Genomic DNA, 18,620 nt, shown 5'->3' with positions numbered 1-18,620 from the left:
TTGGTTTGAAACAACGAATTATTACGGCGTTGATTTTGGCTCCCCTAGTTATTCTAGGAATTTTCGAGTTATCACTTCCCACGTTTATTCTTTCATTAGCGGTTATTTCGCTATTGGGATACTGGGAGTGGACTCAATTTGTTGAAAGCAAATCGCGTTATCTAGCGTTGATTCCTACGGTTGTGGTAAGTGCTGCAAGTTTTGCTTTTATCCCTTTTGATGCATTTAGTCTCAATAATTTATCGAGTGCTCACTACGCCATTCTAACGATTGGTTCGATTTGGTGGGTAATCGCAAGTGGCATGGCTGTGACTTATCCTAAGTCTATGCCGGCATGGAAAGATTCCTCTCTTCTTCGTCACGCCTTTGGTGTACTGACTCTGCTGCCATTCTTCTGGAGTGTGGTTATCCTGCGTGCTAATGGTATTGATGCAGACCCTTACCACGGTGCGAAATTGGTGATGTTTGTTTGCTTGCTCGTTTGGGCTGCAGACAGCGGTGCTTATTTTGCAGGAAAGAGTTTTGGTAAACGTAAAATGGCGCCAGCAGTAAGCCCTAACAAGACCATTGAAGGTCTGATTGGTGGCATTATTACTGCGGTGATCGTGGCTTGGATCTTCGCTGATTTATTTGATATTCAATTCACCAGTCCGCTTCACATGATTGTTATTACCCTTGTGACCGTCGTTATCTCTGTTCTTGGCGACCTTGTTGAAAGCATGTTTAAGCGTGTTTCTGGGGTGAAAGACAGTAGTAATCTGATTCCTGGTCATGGTGGTATACTTGATAGAATAGATAGCTTAACGGCTGCATTCCCTGTCTTTACTCTGCTTTATTTAGCATTCTAATTAAAAGGGCAGTGATTCTGCCCTTTATTACATTTCTACGGTCATATGTGATGCGAAATCTAACTATCCTTGGCGCTACCGGCTCAATTGGTGCAAGTACCCTAAAAGTCGTTGAGCAAAACCCAGATCTCTATTCGGTTGTTGCACTGGCTGCCGGCTCGAATGTTGAAAAGATGCTGGCGTTAGTTGAAAAGTGGCAACCGAGCTATGTTGCTATGGCTTGCCCTGATGCTGCATCTCAGTTGACTGAAATCTTGTCTGCAGATTACCCAAGCGTTAAAGTCCTTTCAGGCTCTGAAGGCATGTGTCAGATTGCTTCTTTAGAAGACGTGGATACAGTAATGGCTGCGATTGTTGGTGCAGCAGGTCTACTTCCTACGATGTCTGCGGTTAAAGCGGGTAAGCGTATCTTGCTTGCTAATAAAGAAGCTTTGGTGATGTCTGGGCAGCTGTTTATCGACGCCGTGGAAAAATACGGTGCAGAACTACTTCCGGTCGACAGTGAGCATAATGCTATTTTCCAATGTCTTCCGCAGAATGTACAAACCAACCTAGGTCGCTGTGACCTTGAAGAAAATGGCATTAACCATATCCTTCTGACTGGTTCTGGTGGTCCTTTCCGTTATACCGACGTGGCTGAACTCGAATCAGTGACTCCTGAACGTGCAATTGCACACCCTAACTGGTCTATGGGTCCTAAGATCTCTGTCGATTCTGCGACTATGATGAATAAAGGGCTAGAGTACATTGAAGCGAAATGGCTATTTAATGCTTCTCAGGAGCAGTTAAAGGTCATCATTCACCCGCAATCCGTGATTCACTCTATGGTCCAGTACAAGGATGGCTCTGTGCTTGCTCAAATGGGCGAACCAGATATGGCAACGCCAATCGCTTTGACGATGTCTTACCCTAATCGTACCGAGGCGGGTGTTAAGCCTTTAGACTTTACTAAAGTGGGCGAGCTTACCTTCTTAGAACCAGATTTCAGTCGTTACCCGTGTTTGAGGTTAGCGATTGAAGCGTGCTACTTGGGTCAGTATGCGACAACAGCCATTAATGCGGCAAACGAGATTGCGGTCGATGCTTTCTTGAACAATCAAGTGAAGTTTACCGATATTGCTGTCATTAACGAACATGTTATGAGCAAAGTATGTGAACAACATAACTCTGAGGGCTTAGATAGCTTGGAAAGCCTTCTCGAGCTCGATAATATGTCTCGTCAAATAGCCATTCAATTTATTAAAGAGCAGCTAGCATGAGTGGAATTCTGTGGAACTTCGCATCTTTTATCGTAGCGCTTGGCATTCTGGTCGCTGTTCATGAGTTTGGACACTTCTGGGTCGCTCGTCGTTGTGGTGTGAAAGTTGAAAAATTCTCGATTGGTTTTGGTAAATCAATCTGGAGTAAAGTGGGCCGTGATGGCACTGAATACAGCTTGTCAGTGATTCCTCTGGGCGGCTACGTTAAGATGCTCGATGGTCGTGTTGATGACCTTTCTGAAGATGAACAGCGATATGCTTTCGACAAGAAGCCGTTGTGGAAACGAACAGCGATTGTGGGTGCAGGCCCTGCATTCAACTTTATCTTCGCGGTGTTCGCGTATTGGTTAGTATTTTTGATTGGCGTACCCGCGGTTAAGCCCGTGATTGGTGAAGTCACTCCGCAATCTATTGCTGCACAAGCCGGAATTGAAACTGGGATGGAACTTAAATCTATTTCAGGAATCAAAACCGCAGATTGGGAATCAGTCAATATGGGTTTGATATCACACATTGGTGATCAATCCATGACAGTGACGGTTGCCTCTCAAGACGACATCGGCTTTGAGCAACAAATGACATTGGATATTTCAGACTGGTCGTTCAACCCAGAAACTGAGTCTGCAATGACAACGCTGGGCTTTAGACCGTATTCTCCAGAGATATCGACCGTACTGGCTCAAATCATTGATGATGGCGCTGCATACGATGCAGGTCTTGAAGCTGGCGATAAAATTGTTGAGATTAACGGGCAACCTATTGAACAGTGGCAGTCGGTTGTTGAGTTAATTCGTGCAAATCCAATGACATCATTGGGCTTGGTCGTATTGCGAAATGGCGCTGAGCAGTCATTGGTTATGACACCAAAAAGTCGAGAGCTTTCTGATGGTTCGACAATCGGCTATGCAGGTATTGCTCCGGAAGTCGCAGAATGGCCAGAAGATTATCGCTTTGAGTTACAATTTGGTGTAATTGAGTCTGTAGGAAAAGCATTTGATAAAACAGGTCAAATCATTGGTTTGACACTGACAATGCTTAAGAAGCTCATCGTTGGTGATGTTGGCTTAAACAACTTGAGTGGCCCTATTTCAATCGCTAAAGGTGCAGGTACAACCGCCGATTATGGTCTGGTTTACTTCTTGGGCTTTTTGGCTCTGATTAGTGTTAACTTAGGGATTATTAATTTGGTTCCGCTGCCTATGCTTGATGGCGGACATTTGCTGTTTTTCGCTATTGAGGCCGTTACTCGTAAACCGGTACCTGAGAAAGTTCAGGAAATGGGATACAGAGTGGGAGGGGCAATCCTCTTCTCATTGATGGCTCTGGCAATATTTAACGATTTTACTCGTCTGTGAATGGTTTCTCACAGGCATTGGTAGTAGCAAGGAATAATTAGAATAAGTATGGCGATTAAGCAAATTCTGTTCGCAAGTCTATTGGCCACTAGTGTGGCTGCGAACGGAGCACAAAACTTTGTAGTTCAAGATATCAAGATCGAAGGTTTACAGCGTGTTGCACTTGGTGCAGCTCTACTGAAAATGCCAGTACGTATTGGCGATGAAGTGGATGAAAGCGATGTGTCGGAGATCATTCGTGCATTGTATGCTTCGGGCAACTTTGAGGACGTTAAAGTACTTCGTGATGAAGGCGTATTGATTGTTCAAGTTCAAGAACGACCGACCATCGCAAGCATCTCATTCTCTGGCAACAAAGCGATTAAAGAAGAACAGCTTCAGCAGAACCTAGATGCGTCTGGTGTTCGTGAAGGTGAAGCCCTTGACCGCACAACCCTGAGTAACATTGAGAAAGGCCTTGAAGACTTTTACTACAGTGTTGGTAAATACAACGCGACAGTAAAAGCGGTTGTGACGCCTTTGCCACGTAACCGTTCTGACCTTAAGTTTGTGTTTACTGAAGGCGTATCCGCTAAGATTCAGCAAATCAACTTTATCGGTAACGAAGTCTTCTCTGATGCTGACCTGCTTAGCCGTTTTAACCTCAACGTTGACGTTGCATGGTGGAACTTCCTTGCGGATGAGAAATACCAGAAGCAAGTTTTAGCGGGTGATATTGAAGCGCTGAAATCGTACTACCTTGACCGTGGTTACCTGAAGTTTAAGGTAGACTCAACTCAGGTTGCGATCTCTCCAGACAAGAAAGGTGTTTATATTACGCTTGGCCTAGATGAAGGCGAAGCTTACACCGTTAAAGATGTGTCGTTCCGTGGTGAGCTAATTGGCCGTGAGGCTGATTTTGATGCTCTAGTGCCATTTGAAGATGGTGATACGTACAACGGCTCCTCTGTTACGTCACTTGAAGAAGGCGTAAAACGTATTCTTGGTGAGTCTGGCTATGCTTACCCACAAGTTCGTACTATTCCAGAATTCAATGACGAGACGAAAGAAGTTTCGCTCGTTATCAATGTAGAAGCGGGTAGCCGTATCTACGTTCGTGATATTCGTTTTACGGGTAACAACTCGACAAAAGATGAAGTGTTACGTCGTGAAATGCGTCAAATGGAAGGCAGCTGGCTTAACTCTAAATCCATTGATACGGGTAAGAGCCGTCTTAACCGTTTGGGGTTCTTCGAGACTGTGGACGTACAAACAGTACGTGTTCCTGGCAGTGAAGACCAAGTGGATCTGGTTTACAACGTTAAAGAAGCGAACTCGGGCAGTATTAACTTTGGTGTCGGCTACGGTACTGAATCGGGTGTGAGCTTCCAAGTTGGTCTACAACAAGATAACTTTGCAGGTTCTGGTAACCGTGTTGGCGTTAGTGCCATGATGAACGATTACCAAAAGAACGTGAGCTTAGATTACCGCGACCCATACTGGAACCTTGATGGTGTGAGCTTGGGTGGTAAGATCTTCTACAACGAATTTGAAGCATCTGAAGCGGGTATCGTCGACTATACCAACCAAAGTTATGGTACTAGCTTAACATGGGGTTTCCCTATGGATGAGCTGAACCGTATCGAGTTTGGTGTGGGTTATACGCACAACAAGATCGGTAACGTACCGACTTATATCCAGGTTGAACAGTTCGCGAGAAGTATCGACCAATACGGTGACGAACACATCTTAACTGATGACTTCGATATCAATATTTCATGGACGCGTAACAATTTGAACCGTGGTTTCTTCCCAACTGAGGGTAACCACCAACGTGCTTTCGCTAAAATGACGGTACCAGGCTCTGATGCTCAGTACTTCAAAATGCAGTACGATGTAAAACATTACATCCCGCTGACCAAAAAGCATGAGTTCACACTATTGATGCGTGGCCGATTAGGCTATGGTAATGGTTATGGTCAAACGGATGGTAACGATAACTTGTTCCCATTCTACGAGAACTACTATGCGGGTGGTTTTACAACCCTACGTGGTTTTGGTTCTAACTCGGCAGGTCCGAAAGCCGTTTACGGAAGCAGCACGGGTAACAACCCAACCTACGATACCGCTACTGACGATTCGGTCGGTGGTAACGCGGTTGCCTTGGCGAGTTTAGAGTTAATCGTACCTACGCCGTTTGCTTCTGATGAAGCACGCAGCCAAATTCGTACCAGTGTCTTCTTCGATATGGCAAGTGTATGGGATACCGAGTTCGTAGACCGTGGCGCACCTAATAGTGGCGGCCAGTACTACTACGATTACTCTGATCCAACGAATTACCGTTCATCTTATGGTGCAGCCCTTCAATGGATGTCACCGATGGGCCCACTGGTTTTCTCTCTAGCGAAGCCAATTAAAATTTACGAAGGTGATGATGAGGAATTCTTCACATTTACCATTGGTAGAACTTTCTAATATTTAAAGGACAATATTTTGAAAAATATGATTAAAGCAGCAGGTTTAGGCCTTGTAGTTCTTAGCTCTTCTTTCTTTGCAACAGCTGCTGAAGCTGCGCAAAAAGTGGGTTATGTAAACACTGCACAAGTATTCCAGGCTCTACCTCAGCGTGAAGTTGTTCTTCAAAAAATGCAGGAAGAGTTCAAAGACAAAGCCGCTGAGCTACAGAGTATTCAAGCTGAAGCAAAAACGAAGATTGAAAAGCTTAAGCGTGATGGCGAGCTACTAGGTCCTGACGAAGTTGAGAAGCTACGTATCGAAGTAGGCCAACTAGACAGCAAGTACAAAATCAAAGCTCAAGCACTAGAAAAAGCAAGCCAACGTCGTGAAGCACAAGAGAAGCAGAAGCTATTCAAAGTGATTCAAGATGCTGTAACGAAAGTTGCAGAGAAAGAAGGCTACGACATGATCGTTGATATTCAAGCTCTGCAATACGGCAAGCCAGAATACAACATCTCTGAGAAAGTAATTAAAGCACTGAAATAAGTTTTATGAAGAATCTGACTTTAGCCGAATTGGCAACGATTACCGGGGGAGAGCTACACGGAGATGGTACTATTACCGTTTCAGCAGTCGCTCCTATGGATAAAGCGCAAGAAGGTAACATTACGTTCCTTTCTAACGTGAAGTACAGCAAGCACCTAGGTGACTGTAAAGCATCCGCTATTATGGTTAAAGAGAGTGAGCGTGAACTGTGTAAGACTAACGTGATTGTGGTTAATGACCCTTACGTTGCTTTTGCTAAAGTTGCTCAAGCGCTTGATACTACTCCAGCACCCGCTGCGGCTATTGCTGATTCAGCTTCGATTGCAAGTGATGCGATCATTGGACAAAACGTGTCTATTGGTGCAAACGCTGTGATTGAGTCTGGTGTTGTTCTTGGTGACGATGTGATCATCGGCGCGGGCTGCTTTATAGGTAAAAACGTAAAGATTGGTGCTGGCACTAAGCTTTGGGCTAACGTAAGTATCTATCATGAAGTAGTTATTGGTGAAGCGTGTTTAGTTCAATCAAGTACGGTGATCGGTTCTGATGGCTTTGGTTATGCGAACGAGAAAGGCGAGTGGGTTAAGATCCCACAAGTGGGTTCTGTTCGCATTGGTAACCGTGTAGAGATCGGCGCGTGTACTACCATTGACCGTGGTGCATTGGATGACACAATCATTGAAGATAACGTTATCTTAGATAACCAACTTCAAATTGCTCACAATGTTCACATCGGATATGGTTCTGCTCTTGCGGGTGGTACTATCATCGCAGGCAGCACGACGATAGGTAAGTACTGTATTATTGGTGGCGGCAGTGTGATTAATGGTCACATTGAAATCGTTGACGGCGTTACAATCACCGGTATGGGGATGGTAATGCGCAGCATCACTGAGAAAGGCATGTACTCTTCAGGTATTCCTTTACAGCCAAACAAAGATTGGCGTAAAACAGCAACGCGTGTGCATCGAATTGATGAAATGAACAAGCGTTTGAAAACCGTTGAAAAACTTATCGAGAAGAGCGCGGAATCATAATTCCAGCATTTCTAATAAAAGGCTCGCGTACAGCGAGTCTTTTTCGTTTATAATCCTTCTAATTAAATAAAGAATATATATAGGAATACGACTTTGACTACTGAACAGACAACGATGAACATTACTGAAATTCAGGAACTATTACCTCATCGCTACCCATTCTTAATGGTTGATCGTGTGACTAGCTTTGAAAAAGAAAAAACACTGACTGCGATTAAGAATGTCTCTGTTAACGAACCTCAGTTCACAGGCCACTTCCCACAACTTCCTGTATTCCCAGGCGTGTTGATCTTAGAAGCAATGGCACAAGCAACAGGCCTTCTAGCATTTAAATCTTTTGGTGCGCCTTCTGGCAACGAGCTTTACTACTTTGCAAGTGTTGATAAAGCAAAATTCCGTAAGCCAGTCGTACCTGGTGACCAACTGGTTATCGAAGTTGAATTCTTAAAAGAGCGTCGTGGCATTGCATCGTTCAACGGTGTAGCAAAAGTTGACGGCGACGTTGTATGTTCAGCTGAACTTAAATGTGCTCGTAGAGAGTTTTAATATGATTCATGAAACAGCGAAAATTCACCCGGCAGCAGTAATCGAAGGTGATGTAACTATCGGTGCTAACGTGACGGTTGGGCCTTTCACTTACATTGCTGGTAATGTGACCATTGGCGACGACACAGAAATCATGTCGCATGTTGTGATCAAAGGTCACACTACCATTGGTAAAGAAAACCGCATTTTCCCACACGCTGTTATCGGTGAAGAAAACCAAGATAAGAAATACGGCGGCGAAGACACGACGGTTGTGATCGGCGATCGCAACGTAATTCGTGAAGCGGTTCAAATCCACCGTGGTACCGTTCAAGACAAAGCAACCACTGTAATCGGTGATGACAACCTACTTTGTGTAAATGCTCACGTAGCGCACGATGTTATTGTTGGTAACCATACTCACATTGGTAATAACGCTATCCTTGGCGGGCACGTAACGGTAGGCGACTACGCTGGTGTTATGGCACTGTCTGCGATTCACCCATTCTGTTCAATTGGTGCTTACGCATACATTGGCGGCTGTTCCGCTGTTGTTCAAGATGTACTTCCGTACGTACTTGCACAGGGTAACCATGCTGCGCCATTCGGTCTTAACCTAGTGGGCTTGAAGCGTAACGGTTTTGAGAAGCCAGAGATTCGTGCACTACAGAAAGCGTACAAAGAGTTATACCGTTCAGGTAAAACACTTGAAGAAGCGAAAGCGGCTTTAGTTGAAATGGCGAAAGAGTTTACTTCGGTGGCTCCTATGCTAGAAATGCTAGAGAGCTCTGAGCGCGGTATTATTCGTTAATACTGGATGTGGTTGTGTACCAATCCGCGTAAGTATGACAATAATTACTTAATTAGATTGGTATAACAAAAAGATCGCTAATCATTAGGCGATCTTTTTTGTTTTAGGCAAGAAGGGAATTGGAAAACTATGGCACAGCAAGAAGCAGCAACCAACAGCACGGACTTTGTTTCGAATGAACCACTGCGCGTAGGTATCGTTGTCGGAGAACTCTCTGGTGACACGCTTGGTGAAGGTTTTATCAAAGCGATCAAATCGCAGTACCCGAATGCTGAATTCGTCGGTATTGGCGGACCAAAAATGAAGGCGCTTGGTTGTGAGTCTCTTTTCGAGATGGAAGAGCTGGCTGTCATGGGCTTAGTTGAAGTACTTGGCCGTTTACCTCGCTTATTAAAAGTGAAAGCGGAGCTGGTGAAGTATTTCACTCAAAACCCGCCAGATGTGTTTGTGGGTATTGATGCACCTGACTTCAACCTAAGACTTGAACTCGATCTTAAGAACGCTGGCGTTAAAACGGTTCATTACGTGAGCCCTTCCGTGTGGGCTTGGCGTCCTAAGCGTATCTTTAAAATCGACAAAGCGACCGACTTGGTTTTGGCTTTCCTGCCGTTCGAGAAAGCGTTTTACGATAAATACAACGTTGCCTGTGAATTTGTTGGTCACACGTTGGCAGACGCAATTCCTTTAGAACCAAGCAAACAAGATGCACGTGAGCTGTTAGGCTTAGATCAAGACAAGCAGTGGTTAGCCGTGTTACCAGGCAGTCGAGGTGGTGAGATGAGTTTGATCGCTCAACCATTTATCGAAACGTGCCAACGCATTAAGCAAAAATACCCTGACATCAATTTTGTTGTTGCGCTCGTGAATGAACAGCGTAAAAAACAGTTTACTGAAATCTGGCAAGCAACAGCGCCAGAGCTTGAATTCACGTTAGTCGAAGATACGGCAACCAACGTGATTACCGCTGCTGACTCTGTGCTTCTAGCTTCTGGCACAGTGGCTCTTGAGTGTATGTTACTGAAGCGCCCAATGGTTGTTGGCTACAAAGTGAACAAGCTGACTGGCTACATTGTGAAGAAGTTAGCAATCACTGAGTTCGTATCACTGCCGAATATTTTGGCTGGCGAAGAGATCGTGAAAGAGCATATCCTTGAAGAGTGCCACCCAGACTTCTTGTTCCCATCTGTCGACAAAATGCTATCAGCTGACAACAGTGCATTGATCGAACGTTTTACCGAGATGCACCACTGGATTCGTAAAGATGCTGATAAGCAAGCCGCCAACGCGGTGCTGAAATTAATCGGTCGAGAATTTGTTGAATCATAAAGTGCCATTCCATCAAGCACTGAATTATAAGTTACAAAGAGAATTGTCATGGCAGTAAAAGAGAAAAAAGAGCTTCCCCCGTTTGAATACCCGCAAGGCTACCAGTTGTTTGCTGGTGTGGATGAAGTAGGGCGCGGGCCATTGGTAGGCGATGTAGTGACCGCTGCTGTGATCCTCGATCCAAATAATCCAATCGAAGGTTTGAACGACTCCAAAAAACTGTCTGAGAAAAAGCGCCTTGCTCTGCTTCCTGAAATCAAAGCGAAAGCCTTGGCGTGGTCAGTTGGTCGTTGTTCACCACAAGAAATTGATGAGTTGAATATTCTACAGGCAACCATGGTCGCTATGCAGCGCGCTATCGCTGGGTTGAGCGTTCAGCCTGATATGGCACTGATAGATGGCAACCGTGTTCCTCAACTGCCAATGGACGGTCTGGCTATTGTGAAGGGCGATTTACGAGTAGCAGAGATCAGTGCGGCGTCTATTATCGCTAAAGTGGTTCGTGACCAAGAGATGGAAGAACTCGACAAGTTGCATCCAGAGTTTGGTTTTGCGAAACACAAAGGTTACCCAACCAAAGCACATTTCGAAGCGATTGAAAAACATGGTGTCACTGAGCATTACCGTAAGAGCTTTAAGCCAGTAAAGCGTATTCTAGGCATTGATTAAACTCTCTTATAGTAGAGCTTAGCTTCGAATAAATTTGCTTACTAGCAGTAGAAAAAAATAGAATACACACAGTTGTAACCCTAGGCTCAAACCTAGAATTCAGGAAAAATAATGTCAGATCCAAAATTTGTTCACCTACGCGTACACAGTGACTTTTCTATGGTGGATGGCCTCTCTAAGGTGCCGCCATTAGTTAAAAAAGTCGCTGAGATGGGTATGCCAGCTCTAGCACTTACCGACTTTACCAACCTTTGTGGTTTGGTTAAGTTCTACGGTACTGCTCATGGGTGCGGGGTTAAACCAATTATTGGTGCTGACTTCTTGATGCAGTCTCCAGAGTTCGGTGACGAGTTGACCAAGCTCACCGTCATTGCAACCGACAATAAAGGTTATAACAACCTAACGTTACTTATCTCAAAAGCTTACCTTCGTGGTCATGTGCAGCATCAGCCTGTTATCGATAAAGAGTGGTTAATTGAGAATGCTGAAGGCCTGATTATTTTATCGGGTGCGAAGGAAGGTGAGATTGGTAAAGCGTTGTTGAAAGGCAACCGTGAACTGGTTGCAAGTAATGTTGAGTTTTACAAAACATACTTCCCTGATCGTTTTTACCTTGAGTTGATTCGTACCGGACGTCCGGATGAAGAGTCGTACCTGCACTTCGCGTTGGAACTGGCTGAGCAAGAAGACTTGCCTGTTGTTGCAACTAACGAAGTGGTATTCCTAACTGAAGATCTTTTTGATGCCCATGAAATCCGCGTGGCAATTCATGATGGTTTCACTATGGTCGATCCTCGTCGTCCTAAAAATTACAGCGCGCAACAGTATCTTCGTAGCGAAGAAGAGATGTGCGAGTTGTTCTCAGATATCCCTGAAGCACTTGAGAACAGTGTTGAGATTGCCAAGCGTTGTAATGTAACGGTTCGTCTGGGCGAGTACTTCTTGCCTAACTTCCCAACCGAAGGTTTGGCGATTGAAGACTTCCTGATCAAGAAATCTGAAGAAGGCCTTGAGCGACGTCTAGCGTTCCTATTCCCTGATGAAAAAGTGCGTGCTGAGCGTAGACCGGAATACGATGAGCGACTCAAGATCGAGCTCGAAGTTGTCAACAACATGGGTTTCCCAGGTTACTTCTTGATCGTAATGGAGTTCATCCAGTGGTCAAAAGACAACGATGTGCCAGTAGGTCCTGGCCGTGGTTCTGGTGCCGGTTCTCTAGTCGCTTACGCCTTGGATATCACCGATCTCGATCCACTTGAATACGATCTCCTTTTCGAACGTTTCTTGAACCCAGAGCGTGTCTCGATGCCCGATTTCGATATCGACTTTTGTATGGATAAGCGCGACCAAGTTATCGACCACGTAGCTGAAATGTACGGTCGTGATGCGGTATCTCAGATCATCACTTTTGGTACCATGGCGGCGAAAGCGGTAATCCGCGACGTAGGCCGTGTACTGGGTCACCCGTTTGGTTTCGTTGACCGAATCTCAAAGCTTGTACCGCCAGATCCGGGCATGACGCTAGAGAAGGCATTCCTTGCTGAACCAGCACTGCCGGAGCTTTACGATGGCGATGAAGAGGTTCGTGAGCTGATCGATAAATGTCGCATTCTTGAAGGTTGTACGCGAAACGCCGGTAAACACGCGGGTGGTGTTGTAATCTCACCAACCACGATCACTGACTTTGCGCCAATCTATGCCGATGCTGAAGGTAACTTCCCAGTAACGCAGTTCGATAAGAATGACGTTGAAACCGCTGGCTTGGTTAAGTTTGACTTCTTGGGCCTGCGTACCCTGACCATCATCGACTGGGCGCTAGGCCTAGTGAACCCACGTTTGAAGAAAGAGGGTAAAGACCCGGTTCGTATCGAGTCGATTCCTCTTGATGACCAAGCGTCGTTCAATCTATTACAAAATTCTGAAACCACCGCGGTATTCCAGCTGGAATCGCGTGGTATGAAAGACCTGATCAAACGTCTACAGCCCGACTGTTTTGAAGATATCATCGCATTGGTAGCCCTGTTCCGTCCGGGTCCTCTGCAATCAGGCATGGTAGATAACTTTATCGACCGTAAACATGGCCGAGAAGCGGTTTCTTACCCTGATGAAACGTGGCAACACGAATCACTGAAAGAGACACTAGAACCTACCTACGGCATCATTCTGTATCAAGAACAGGTAATGCAGATCGCACAGATTCTGGCGGGCTATACGCTTGGCGGCGCGGATATGTTGCGTCGTGCGATGGGTAAGAAAAAGCCAGAAGAGATGGCGAAACAGCGTGGTACCTTTAAAGAAGGTGCTGAAGCCAACGGTGTTGATGGTGAACTTGCCATGAAGATCTTTGACTTGGTAGAGAAATTTGCGGGCTACGGCTTTAACAAATCTCACTCGGCTGCATACGCACTGGTTTCTTACCAAACGCTGTGGTTGAAAACGCACTACCCCGCGGAATTCATGGCTGCGGTAATGACGGCGGATATGGATAACACCGAGAAGGTTATTGGCCTTGTTGATGAATGTTTCCGTATGAAGCTCAAGCTGCTTCCACCCGATATCAACTCGGGTCTGTATCGCTTTAACGTGGATGAAGATGGCGCGATTGTTTATGGTATCGGCGCGATCAAAGGGGTAGGTGAAGGCCCTATCGAAGCGATCATCGAAGCGCGAAATAAGGGCGGTTACTTTAAAGATTTATTCGACTTCTGTGCACGCCTTGATCTGAAGAAGGTCAACAAACGTGTTATCGAAAAGTTGATTCTATCCGGTGCCTTAGATAGATTAGGTCCTCACCGTGCTGCGATGATGGCTTCATTGCCGGATGCTGTTAAAGCGGCAAGCCAACATCACCACGCTGAGTCCTTTGGACAATCAGATATGTTTGGCGTGTTGACCGATGCTCCTGAAGAGGTCGAACACAAGTATACCCAAGTGCCTAAGTGGCCTGAGAAGGTTTGGCTTGAGGGTGAACGTGAAACGCTTGGCTTGTATTTAACGGGCCACCCGGTTAATGCTTACATCAAGGAATTAGCGAAATACACCAGCTGTCGTTTGAAGGATGCCACGCCAACGCGTCGTGACCAGTCATTAACGATTGCAGGTTTAGTGATTGCGGCTAGGGTGATGACCACTAAACGCGGTACACGAATCGGTTTGATGACACTTGATGACCGATCTGGCCGAATGGAAGTGATGTTGTTCTCAGATGCGCTCGATCGCTACGCAGAATTGCTCGAAAAAGACAAAATTGTGGTCGTTTCTGGACAGGTCAGCTTTGATGACTTCAACGGTGGGCTTAAAATGTCCGCGCGCGAGGTCATGGACTTAGGAAGCGCCCGTGAAAAATATGCTCGTGGGGTATCGATATCTATCGACCAATCCCAGATTAATGGTCAATTTTTTGAACGCTTTGGTCAAATCTTAGAACCTTATAGAGCCGGAACGGTCCCAGTCAATGTATACTACCAACGTGCCGACGCTAGAGCGCGGTTAACATTGGGCACAGAATGGCGCGTGACGCCAAGTGATACATTACTAGACGAATTAAAACAGCTGCTTGGAAATAGCCAAGTAGAACTCGAATTTAACTAAAATTTAGCTCCATGACTGTGGAGCTGAATCAACAAGGATTCATAGATGAGCCTGAACTTTCTAGAATTTGAAAAGCCTATCGCTGAACTTGAAGCAAAAATCGAAGCGCTACGTGACGTTTCGCGTCACGGTGGTGACACAGCGGTAGATCTAGACAAAGAAATCGAACAACTAGAGAAAAAAAGCTTAGAGCTTAAACAGAAAATCTTTAGTGACTTAGGTGCATGGCAGGTAGCTCAACTTGCTCGTCACCCTCAACGTCCTTACACAAAAGATTACCTGGAGCATGCATTCACAGAGTTTGAAGAGATGGCGGGCGATCGCGCTTACGCTGACGATAAAGCTATTGTGGGTGGTATGGCTCGTCTAAATGGCCGTCCTGTTATGGTTATTGGTCACCAGAAAGGTCGTGAGACTAAAGAGAAAGTGATCCGTAACTTTGGTATGCCAAAGCCAGAAGGTTACCGTAAGGCACTACGTCTAATGGAGACCGCTGAGCGTTTCAACATGCCTATCATTACTTTCATCGACACAGCGGGCGCATACCCAGGTGTTGGTGCTGAAGAGCGTGGTCAATCTGAAGCTATCGCGAAAAACCTAAAGGTTATGGCTGGTCTTTCTGTTCCAGTTATCTGTAACGTTGTGGGTGAAGGCGGTTCTGGTGGTGCACTAGCGATTGGTGTTGGCGATTACGTAAACATGCTTCAATACTCTACGTACTCAGTAATCTCTCCAGAAGGTTGTGCTTCAATCTTATGGCGTGATTCAGACAAAGCACCACAAGCGGCTGAAGCGATGGGCTTAATCGCTCCTCGTCTTAAAGAGCTTGAGCTTATCGACGAAATCATTCCTGAGCCTCTAGGTGGCGCGCACCGCGACCCAGTACAGACTGCTCAGAACATGAAAGACATGCTAGTTAAACAACTAGAAGAGCTAGAGCAGTTTGATAACGAAACGCTTCTTGAGCGTCGTTACCAGCGTCTAATGAGCTACGGCTACTGCTGATAGGTTGCCTTAGCGATAAGGTCTGCTTAACGTAACAAGTTGATGAAAGGGTTGGACTCAGTGCCAACCCTTTTTTATTATTAAAACATTATCCTTTCACACACGACCTCTTGGTTTATTCGCCTCATGACGCACCTAATTGAAACCTTCACATCTGTACTTCGCCAAAGCGCACTTAAGCCTCGTCGGTTGGTCGTCGCTTTCAGTGGTGGTGTCGATTCACGAGTGTTGTTGGAGTTAGCTGCTCAATATGCCCAAGCGCACGCCATTGAGTGCCATGCGGTTCATGTTCACCATGGCCTAAGCAAGAATGCAGATCATTGGGCAGAACAATGCCAAACATGGTGTGACGCTTTGTCTATTCCACTAGCTATTGAGCGAGTGTCGCTGGATGTTAACTGTGGGGAAAGCATAGAAAAGCTCGCTCGAGATGCTAGGTATCACGCCTTCAAACAACATATCCGACACGGCGATGTACTTGTTACTGGCCAACATATCGATGATCAAGTCGAGACTTTCCTGTTAGCGTTGAAGCGAGGCAGTGGTCCGAAAGGCCTCTCTTCAATGGCGAAAGTGATGCCGTTTTCTGATGCTCATATTGTTCGCCCTATGCTATCGGTAACCCGAACCGAGATTGAAGCAGCCGCTCATGACATGGGCTTAACTTGGGTAGAAGATGAGAGTAATCAGGATGTGCGTTTTGATCGTAACTTTATCCGTCATCAAGTGACTTCTGTGCTGACTGAGCGTTGGCCGAGCTTTCGTGAATCGGTCAGTCGCAGTGCGCAGCTTTGTGCGGAGCAAGAGTTATTGCTCGATGAGTTGCTTGAGTCACACTTTCAGCAAGCTTTAGGGGATAGCCAGAGCTTAAGTATTAAGGCGTTATCTCAACACTCAGACTTGTTACGAGCACGACTGCTAAGAATGTGGTTGAGTCATTCTAATCAAGCAATGCCGAGTCAAAAGCAGCTCAAGCTTATCTGGAATGAGGTGGCGTGTGCGCAGGCTGATGCCAATCCTAAACTGGTGTTGAATGATGTTGAGGTTAGACGTTTTAATCATCAGCTCTACATAGTGAAAGAGACTAAAGACTTGTCGAATTGGCATGCTGATGTTGTGCTTGGTGATAGCATGGAACTGCCCGATGGTTTAGGGGAGCTACAATTCATGCCGTCACAGAGTGATGCTGTAGCGAATGGTCGTAATTCGCAAAACTTTAGTTTGAAGGACTCAAGCGGAGCGCTACGAGTTATCTTCAACCCTGAAGGATTATCAGCACATCCTGTTGGACGCGGTCATAGTCGAAAGCTCAAAAAACTCTTTCAGGAATACCAAGTACCCAGTTGGTTACGACGCAGAACGCCAATATTAATGGATGGTGAGCGAGTGATCGCTGTTTTAGGCTTATTCGTAGATAAAAACTACGAAGGTCAAGATTGTGAAGCGCTTTGGAGCAAGTAGAAAAAGTTTGTGTCACAATTCGACGTCACTTTAATAAAAATAATTAATGGAATATGCAATGAAGAAAATTACACTAGGATTAGTTCTTGGATTTGGACTATTGAGTGGTAACGCTCTGGCGGGTGATGTTGCTGCGGGTCAAGCTAAAGCAGCAATCTGTGCGGCATGTCATGGTGCAGACGGTATCGCGGTCATCCCTGGTTATCCAAACCTTAAAGGTCAAAACGAGCAATACATCGCTTCATCAATTAACGCATATAAGAATGGTCAGCGCACCGGCGGTTTGGCCGCTGTAATGCAGGCTCAAGCTTCAATGCTGAATGATGCAGATATTGCTAATCTAGCCGCTTACTACGCAAGCCTTAAGTAAAATCCTCTCAAAGCGCTGATTAAACAAGATGATAAATTTCGAGCCAGAGCTTTAAAGCTCTGGCTTTTTTCATTGAATGTTTACTATAGCTAACCGATAATGAGCCATTCGCACAGTTTAAGGGATGAACATGAAAAAGATTGAAGCCATTATCAAGCCATTCAAACTTGATGATGTACGTGAAGCACTTGCAGAAGTGGGTATTACGGGTATGACAGTATCTGAAGTTAAAGGCTTTGGACGTCAAAAAGGTCATACTGAGCTATACCGCGGCGCAGAGTACATGGTCGACTTTTTACCTAAAGTGAAATTGGAAATTGTTGTGACCGACGAAGTGGCTGACCAATGTGTTGATACCATTATCGAAACGGCGCAAACAGGCAAAATTGGCGACGGTAAGATCTTCATTACTGACGTTGAACGTGTGGTACGTATTCGTACTGGCGAAGAAGACGAAGACGCCGTATAAAAAAACTATTACCCTAAAAGGAGCGTTTATCGCTCCTTTTTCATTTCTGGTAGGGTGCTGTATGTTTAAGAAAACCATCATTGTTATCGCAGTCTTGATAACACTTGCTATTGCTAGTTTTCATCTTATTTTCGTGATCCCGAATAAACCTAATCTGATCACTTCTTCTCAAAACACCAGTAACGATATCTACAGCTGTTACCAAAACGCAGCGCCAAAAGCGATTGATGTGTCAGATGGGTTGAGCCTCACCGTTTGGAACATCTACAAGCAGAACCGCAACAACTGGCAGAGCGAACTGAATAAGTTCTCGGCAGGCAGTGATTTAGTATTACTGCAAGAGGCGAGCATGACGGATGGGCTTCGCCAATGGGTGACGAGTGGTCAATGGGGAAGTACTCGAGTCAATGCGTTTGAGGCATTCGAAAAAAGTGCAGGTGTGCTCAACCTCGCGACTCATTTGCCTATCGAGGCTTGTGCTTATACTCATGAAGAGCCTTGGTTGCAGTTACCTAAGTCTGCCCTTTGGTCACGTTACAAGTTGAGCAATGGTGAAGAGCTTGCGGTGATCAATATTCACGCGGTGAACTTTACGTTTGGTACGGAAGATTACGAAGCTCAACTCAAAAGCTTAACCGACAACCTGCAAAAATATCGCGGTGCCGTCATCTTTGCTGGCGACTTCAATAGCTGGAGCGAAGCGCGCTTTACGGTATTGAAAGATGCGTTGGAAAATGTGGGTTTAACAGAGGTGGCGTTTGACCCAGATAACCGAACTCAATTTATGACGGGTTTGGTGCTCGACCATGTGTTCTATCGAGGCCTAGAGGTAGAAAAAGCAAAAGCGCCCATGACGGACGCTTCTGATCATAATCCAATGTTAGTCACCTTTAAGGCTAAATAGCGTAAAGA

General features: G+C 45.5%; 16 protein-coding genes. All 16 read left to right on the top strand.

Going from position 1 to position 18,620, the window contains the following annotated elements; all coding sequences use genetic code 11:
• Nucleotides 1–5: 5 nt before the first annotated feature.
• The 16 genes from FLM53_RS04090 to FLM53_RS04015 all read left to right on the top strand — a co-directional run bounded on the left by FLM53_RS04090 (nt 6) and on the right by FLM53_RS04015 (nt 18,612).
• Nucleotides 6–848: a phosphatidate cytidylyltransferase gene (locus FLM53_RS04090; protein WP_176680300.1), complete on the top strand. Its 843-nt coding sequence runs from the start codon at nt 6–8 to the stop codon at nt 846–848.
• A 50-nt stretch (nt 849–898) separates the two neighbouring features.
• Nucleotides 899–2,107 (top strand): 1-deoxy-D-xylulose-5-phosphate reductoisomerase, encoded by a 1,209-nt coding sequence (gene ispC, locus FLM53_RS04085; protein ID WP_176680299.1) that lies wholly within the window; start codon nt 899–901, stop codon nt 2,105–2,107.
• Nucleotides 2,104–3,462 (top strand): sigma E protease regulator RseP, encoded by a 1,359-nt coding sequence (rseP, locus tag FLM53_RS04080; protein WP_176680298.1) that lies wholly within the window; start codon nt 2,104–2,106, stop codon nt 3,460–3,462. Before ispC ends, rseP begins: the two co-directional genes overlap by 4 nt.
• Nucleotides 3,463–3,510: 48 nt before the next feature.
• Nucleotides 3,511–5,916: an outer membrane protein assembly factor BamA gene (gene bamA / locus FLM53_RS04075; RefSeq protein WP_176680297.1), complete on the top strand. Its 2,406-nt coding sequence runs from the start codon at nt 3,511–3,513 to the stop codon at nt 5,914–5,916.
• 27 nt (nt 5,917–5,943) lie between these two features.
• Nucleotides 5,944–6,444, top strand: a complete 501-nt coding sequence (locus FLM53_RS04070; RefSeq protein WP_017056311.1) for an OmpH family outer membrane protein — start codon at nt 5,944–5,946, stop codon at nt 6,442–6,444.
• A gap of 5 nt (nt 6,445–6,449) precedes the next feature.
• Nucleotides 6,450–7,481 carry a UDP-3-O-(3-hydroxymyristoyl)glucosamine N-acyltransferase gene (lpxD, locus tag FLM53_RS04065; RefSeq protein ID WP_176680296.1) on the top strand — a complete coding sequence of 344 codons (1,032 nt, stop codon included), beginning with the start codon at nt 6,450–6,452 and terminating at the stop codon, nt 7,479–7,481.
• 93 nt (nt 7,482–7,574) lie between these two features.
• A complete protein-coding gene (gene fabZ / locus FLM53_RS04060) occupies nt 7,575–8,027 on the top strand; it encodes a 3-hydroxyacyl-ACP dehydratase FabZ (RefSeq protein ID WP_048661224.1) in 453 nt (150 codons plus the stop codon).
• Between the two features lies 1 nt (nt 8,028).
• Entirely contained in the window at nt 8,029–8,817 is a 789-nt protein-coding gene (gene lpxA / locus FLM53_RS04055) for an acyl-ACP--UDP-N-acetylglucosamine O-acyltransferase (RefSeq protein ID WP_176680295.1), read from the top strand.
• A 129-nt stretch (nt 8,818–8,946) separates the two neighbouring features.
• Entirely contained in the window at nt 8,947–10,143 is a 1,197-nt protein-coding gene (lpxB, locus tag FLM53_RS04050; RefSeq protein WP_176680294.1) for a lipid-A-disaccharide synthase, read from the top strand.
• A gap of 48 nt (nt 10,144–10,191) precedes the next feature.
• Complete coding sequence (gene rnhB / locus FLM53_RS04045) at nt 10,192–10,812, top strand: ribonuclease HII (protein ID WP_176680293.1); 621 nt, start codon at nt 10,192–10,194, stop codon at nt 10,810–10,812.
• A gap of 111 nt (nt 10,813–10,923) precedes the next feature.
• Nucleotides 10,924–14,403 (top strand): DNA polymerase III subunit alpha, encoded by a 3,480-nt coding sequence (dnaE, locus tag FLM53_RS04040; RefSeq protein ID WP_176680292.1) that lies wholly within the window; start codon nt 10,924–10,926, stop codon nt 14,401–14,403.
• A gap of 45 nt (nt 14,404–14,448) precedes the next feature.
• Nucleotides 14,449–15,408 carry an acetyl-CoA carboxylase carboxyl transferase subunit alpha gene (accA, locus tag FLM53_RS04035; RefSeq protein ID WP_008224015.1) on the top strand — a complete coding sequence of 320 codons (960 nt, stop codon included), beginning with the start codon at nt 14,449–14,451 and terminating at the stop codon, nt 15,406–15,408.
• 126 nt (nt 15,409–15,534) lie between these two features.
• Nucleotides 15,535–16,869: a tRNA lysidine(34) synthetase TilS gene (gene tilS, locus FLM53_RS04030; protein ID WP_176680291.1), complete on the top strand. Its 1,335-nt coding sequence runs from the start codon at nt 15,535–15,537 to the stop codon at nt 16,867–16,869.
• A gap of 58 nt (nt 16,870–16,927) precedes the next feature.
• Entirely contained in the window at nt 16,928–17,239 is a 312-nt protein-coding gene (locus tag FLM53_RS04025; protein ID WP_048661228.1) for a cytochrome c, read from the top strand.
• 130 nt (nt 17,240–17,369) lie between these two features.
• Nucleotides 17,370–17,708 carry a nitrogen regulatory protein P-II gene (glnB, locus tag FLM53_RS04020; RefSeq protein ID WP_004738609.1) on the top strand — a complete coding sequence of 113 codons (339 nt, stop codon included), beginning with the start codon at nt 17,370–17,372 and terminating at the stop codon, nt 17,706–17,708.
• Nucleotides 17,709–17,769: 61 nt separating this feature from the next.
• Nucleotides 17,770–18,612, top strand: coding sequence for an endonuclease/exonuclease/phosphatase family protein (locus tag FLM53_RS04015; RefSeq protein WP_176680290.1), 843 nt, complete (start codon nt 17,770–17,772; stop codon nt 18,610–18,612).
• The last annotated feature ends 8 nt before the right edge of the window (nt 18,613–18,620 follow it).

The organism is Vibrio sp. Scap24 (assembly GCF_013394185.1).
Lineage (GTDB): Bacteria > Pseudomonadota > Gammaproteobacteria > Enterobacterales > Vibrionaceae > Vibrio > Vibrio pomeroyi.
The sequence above is the reverse complement of the archived record's forward strand: the minus strand, read 5'-3'. Positions and strand labels throughout refer to the sequence as shown.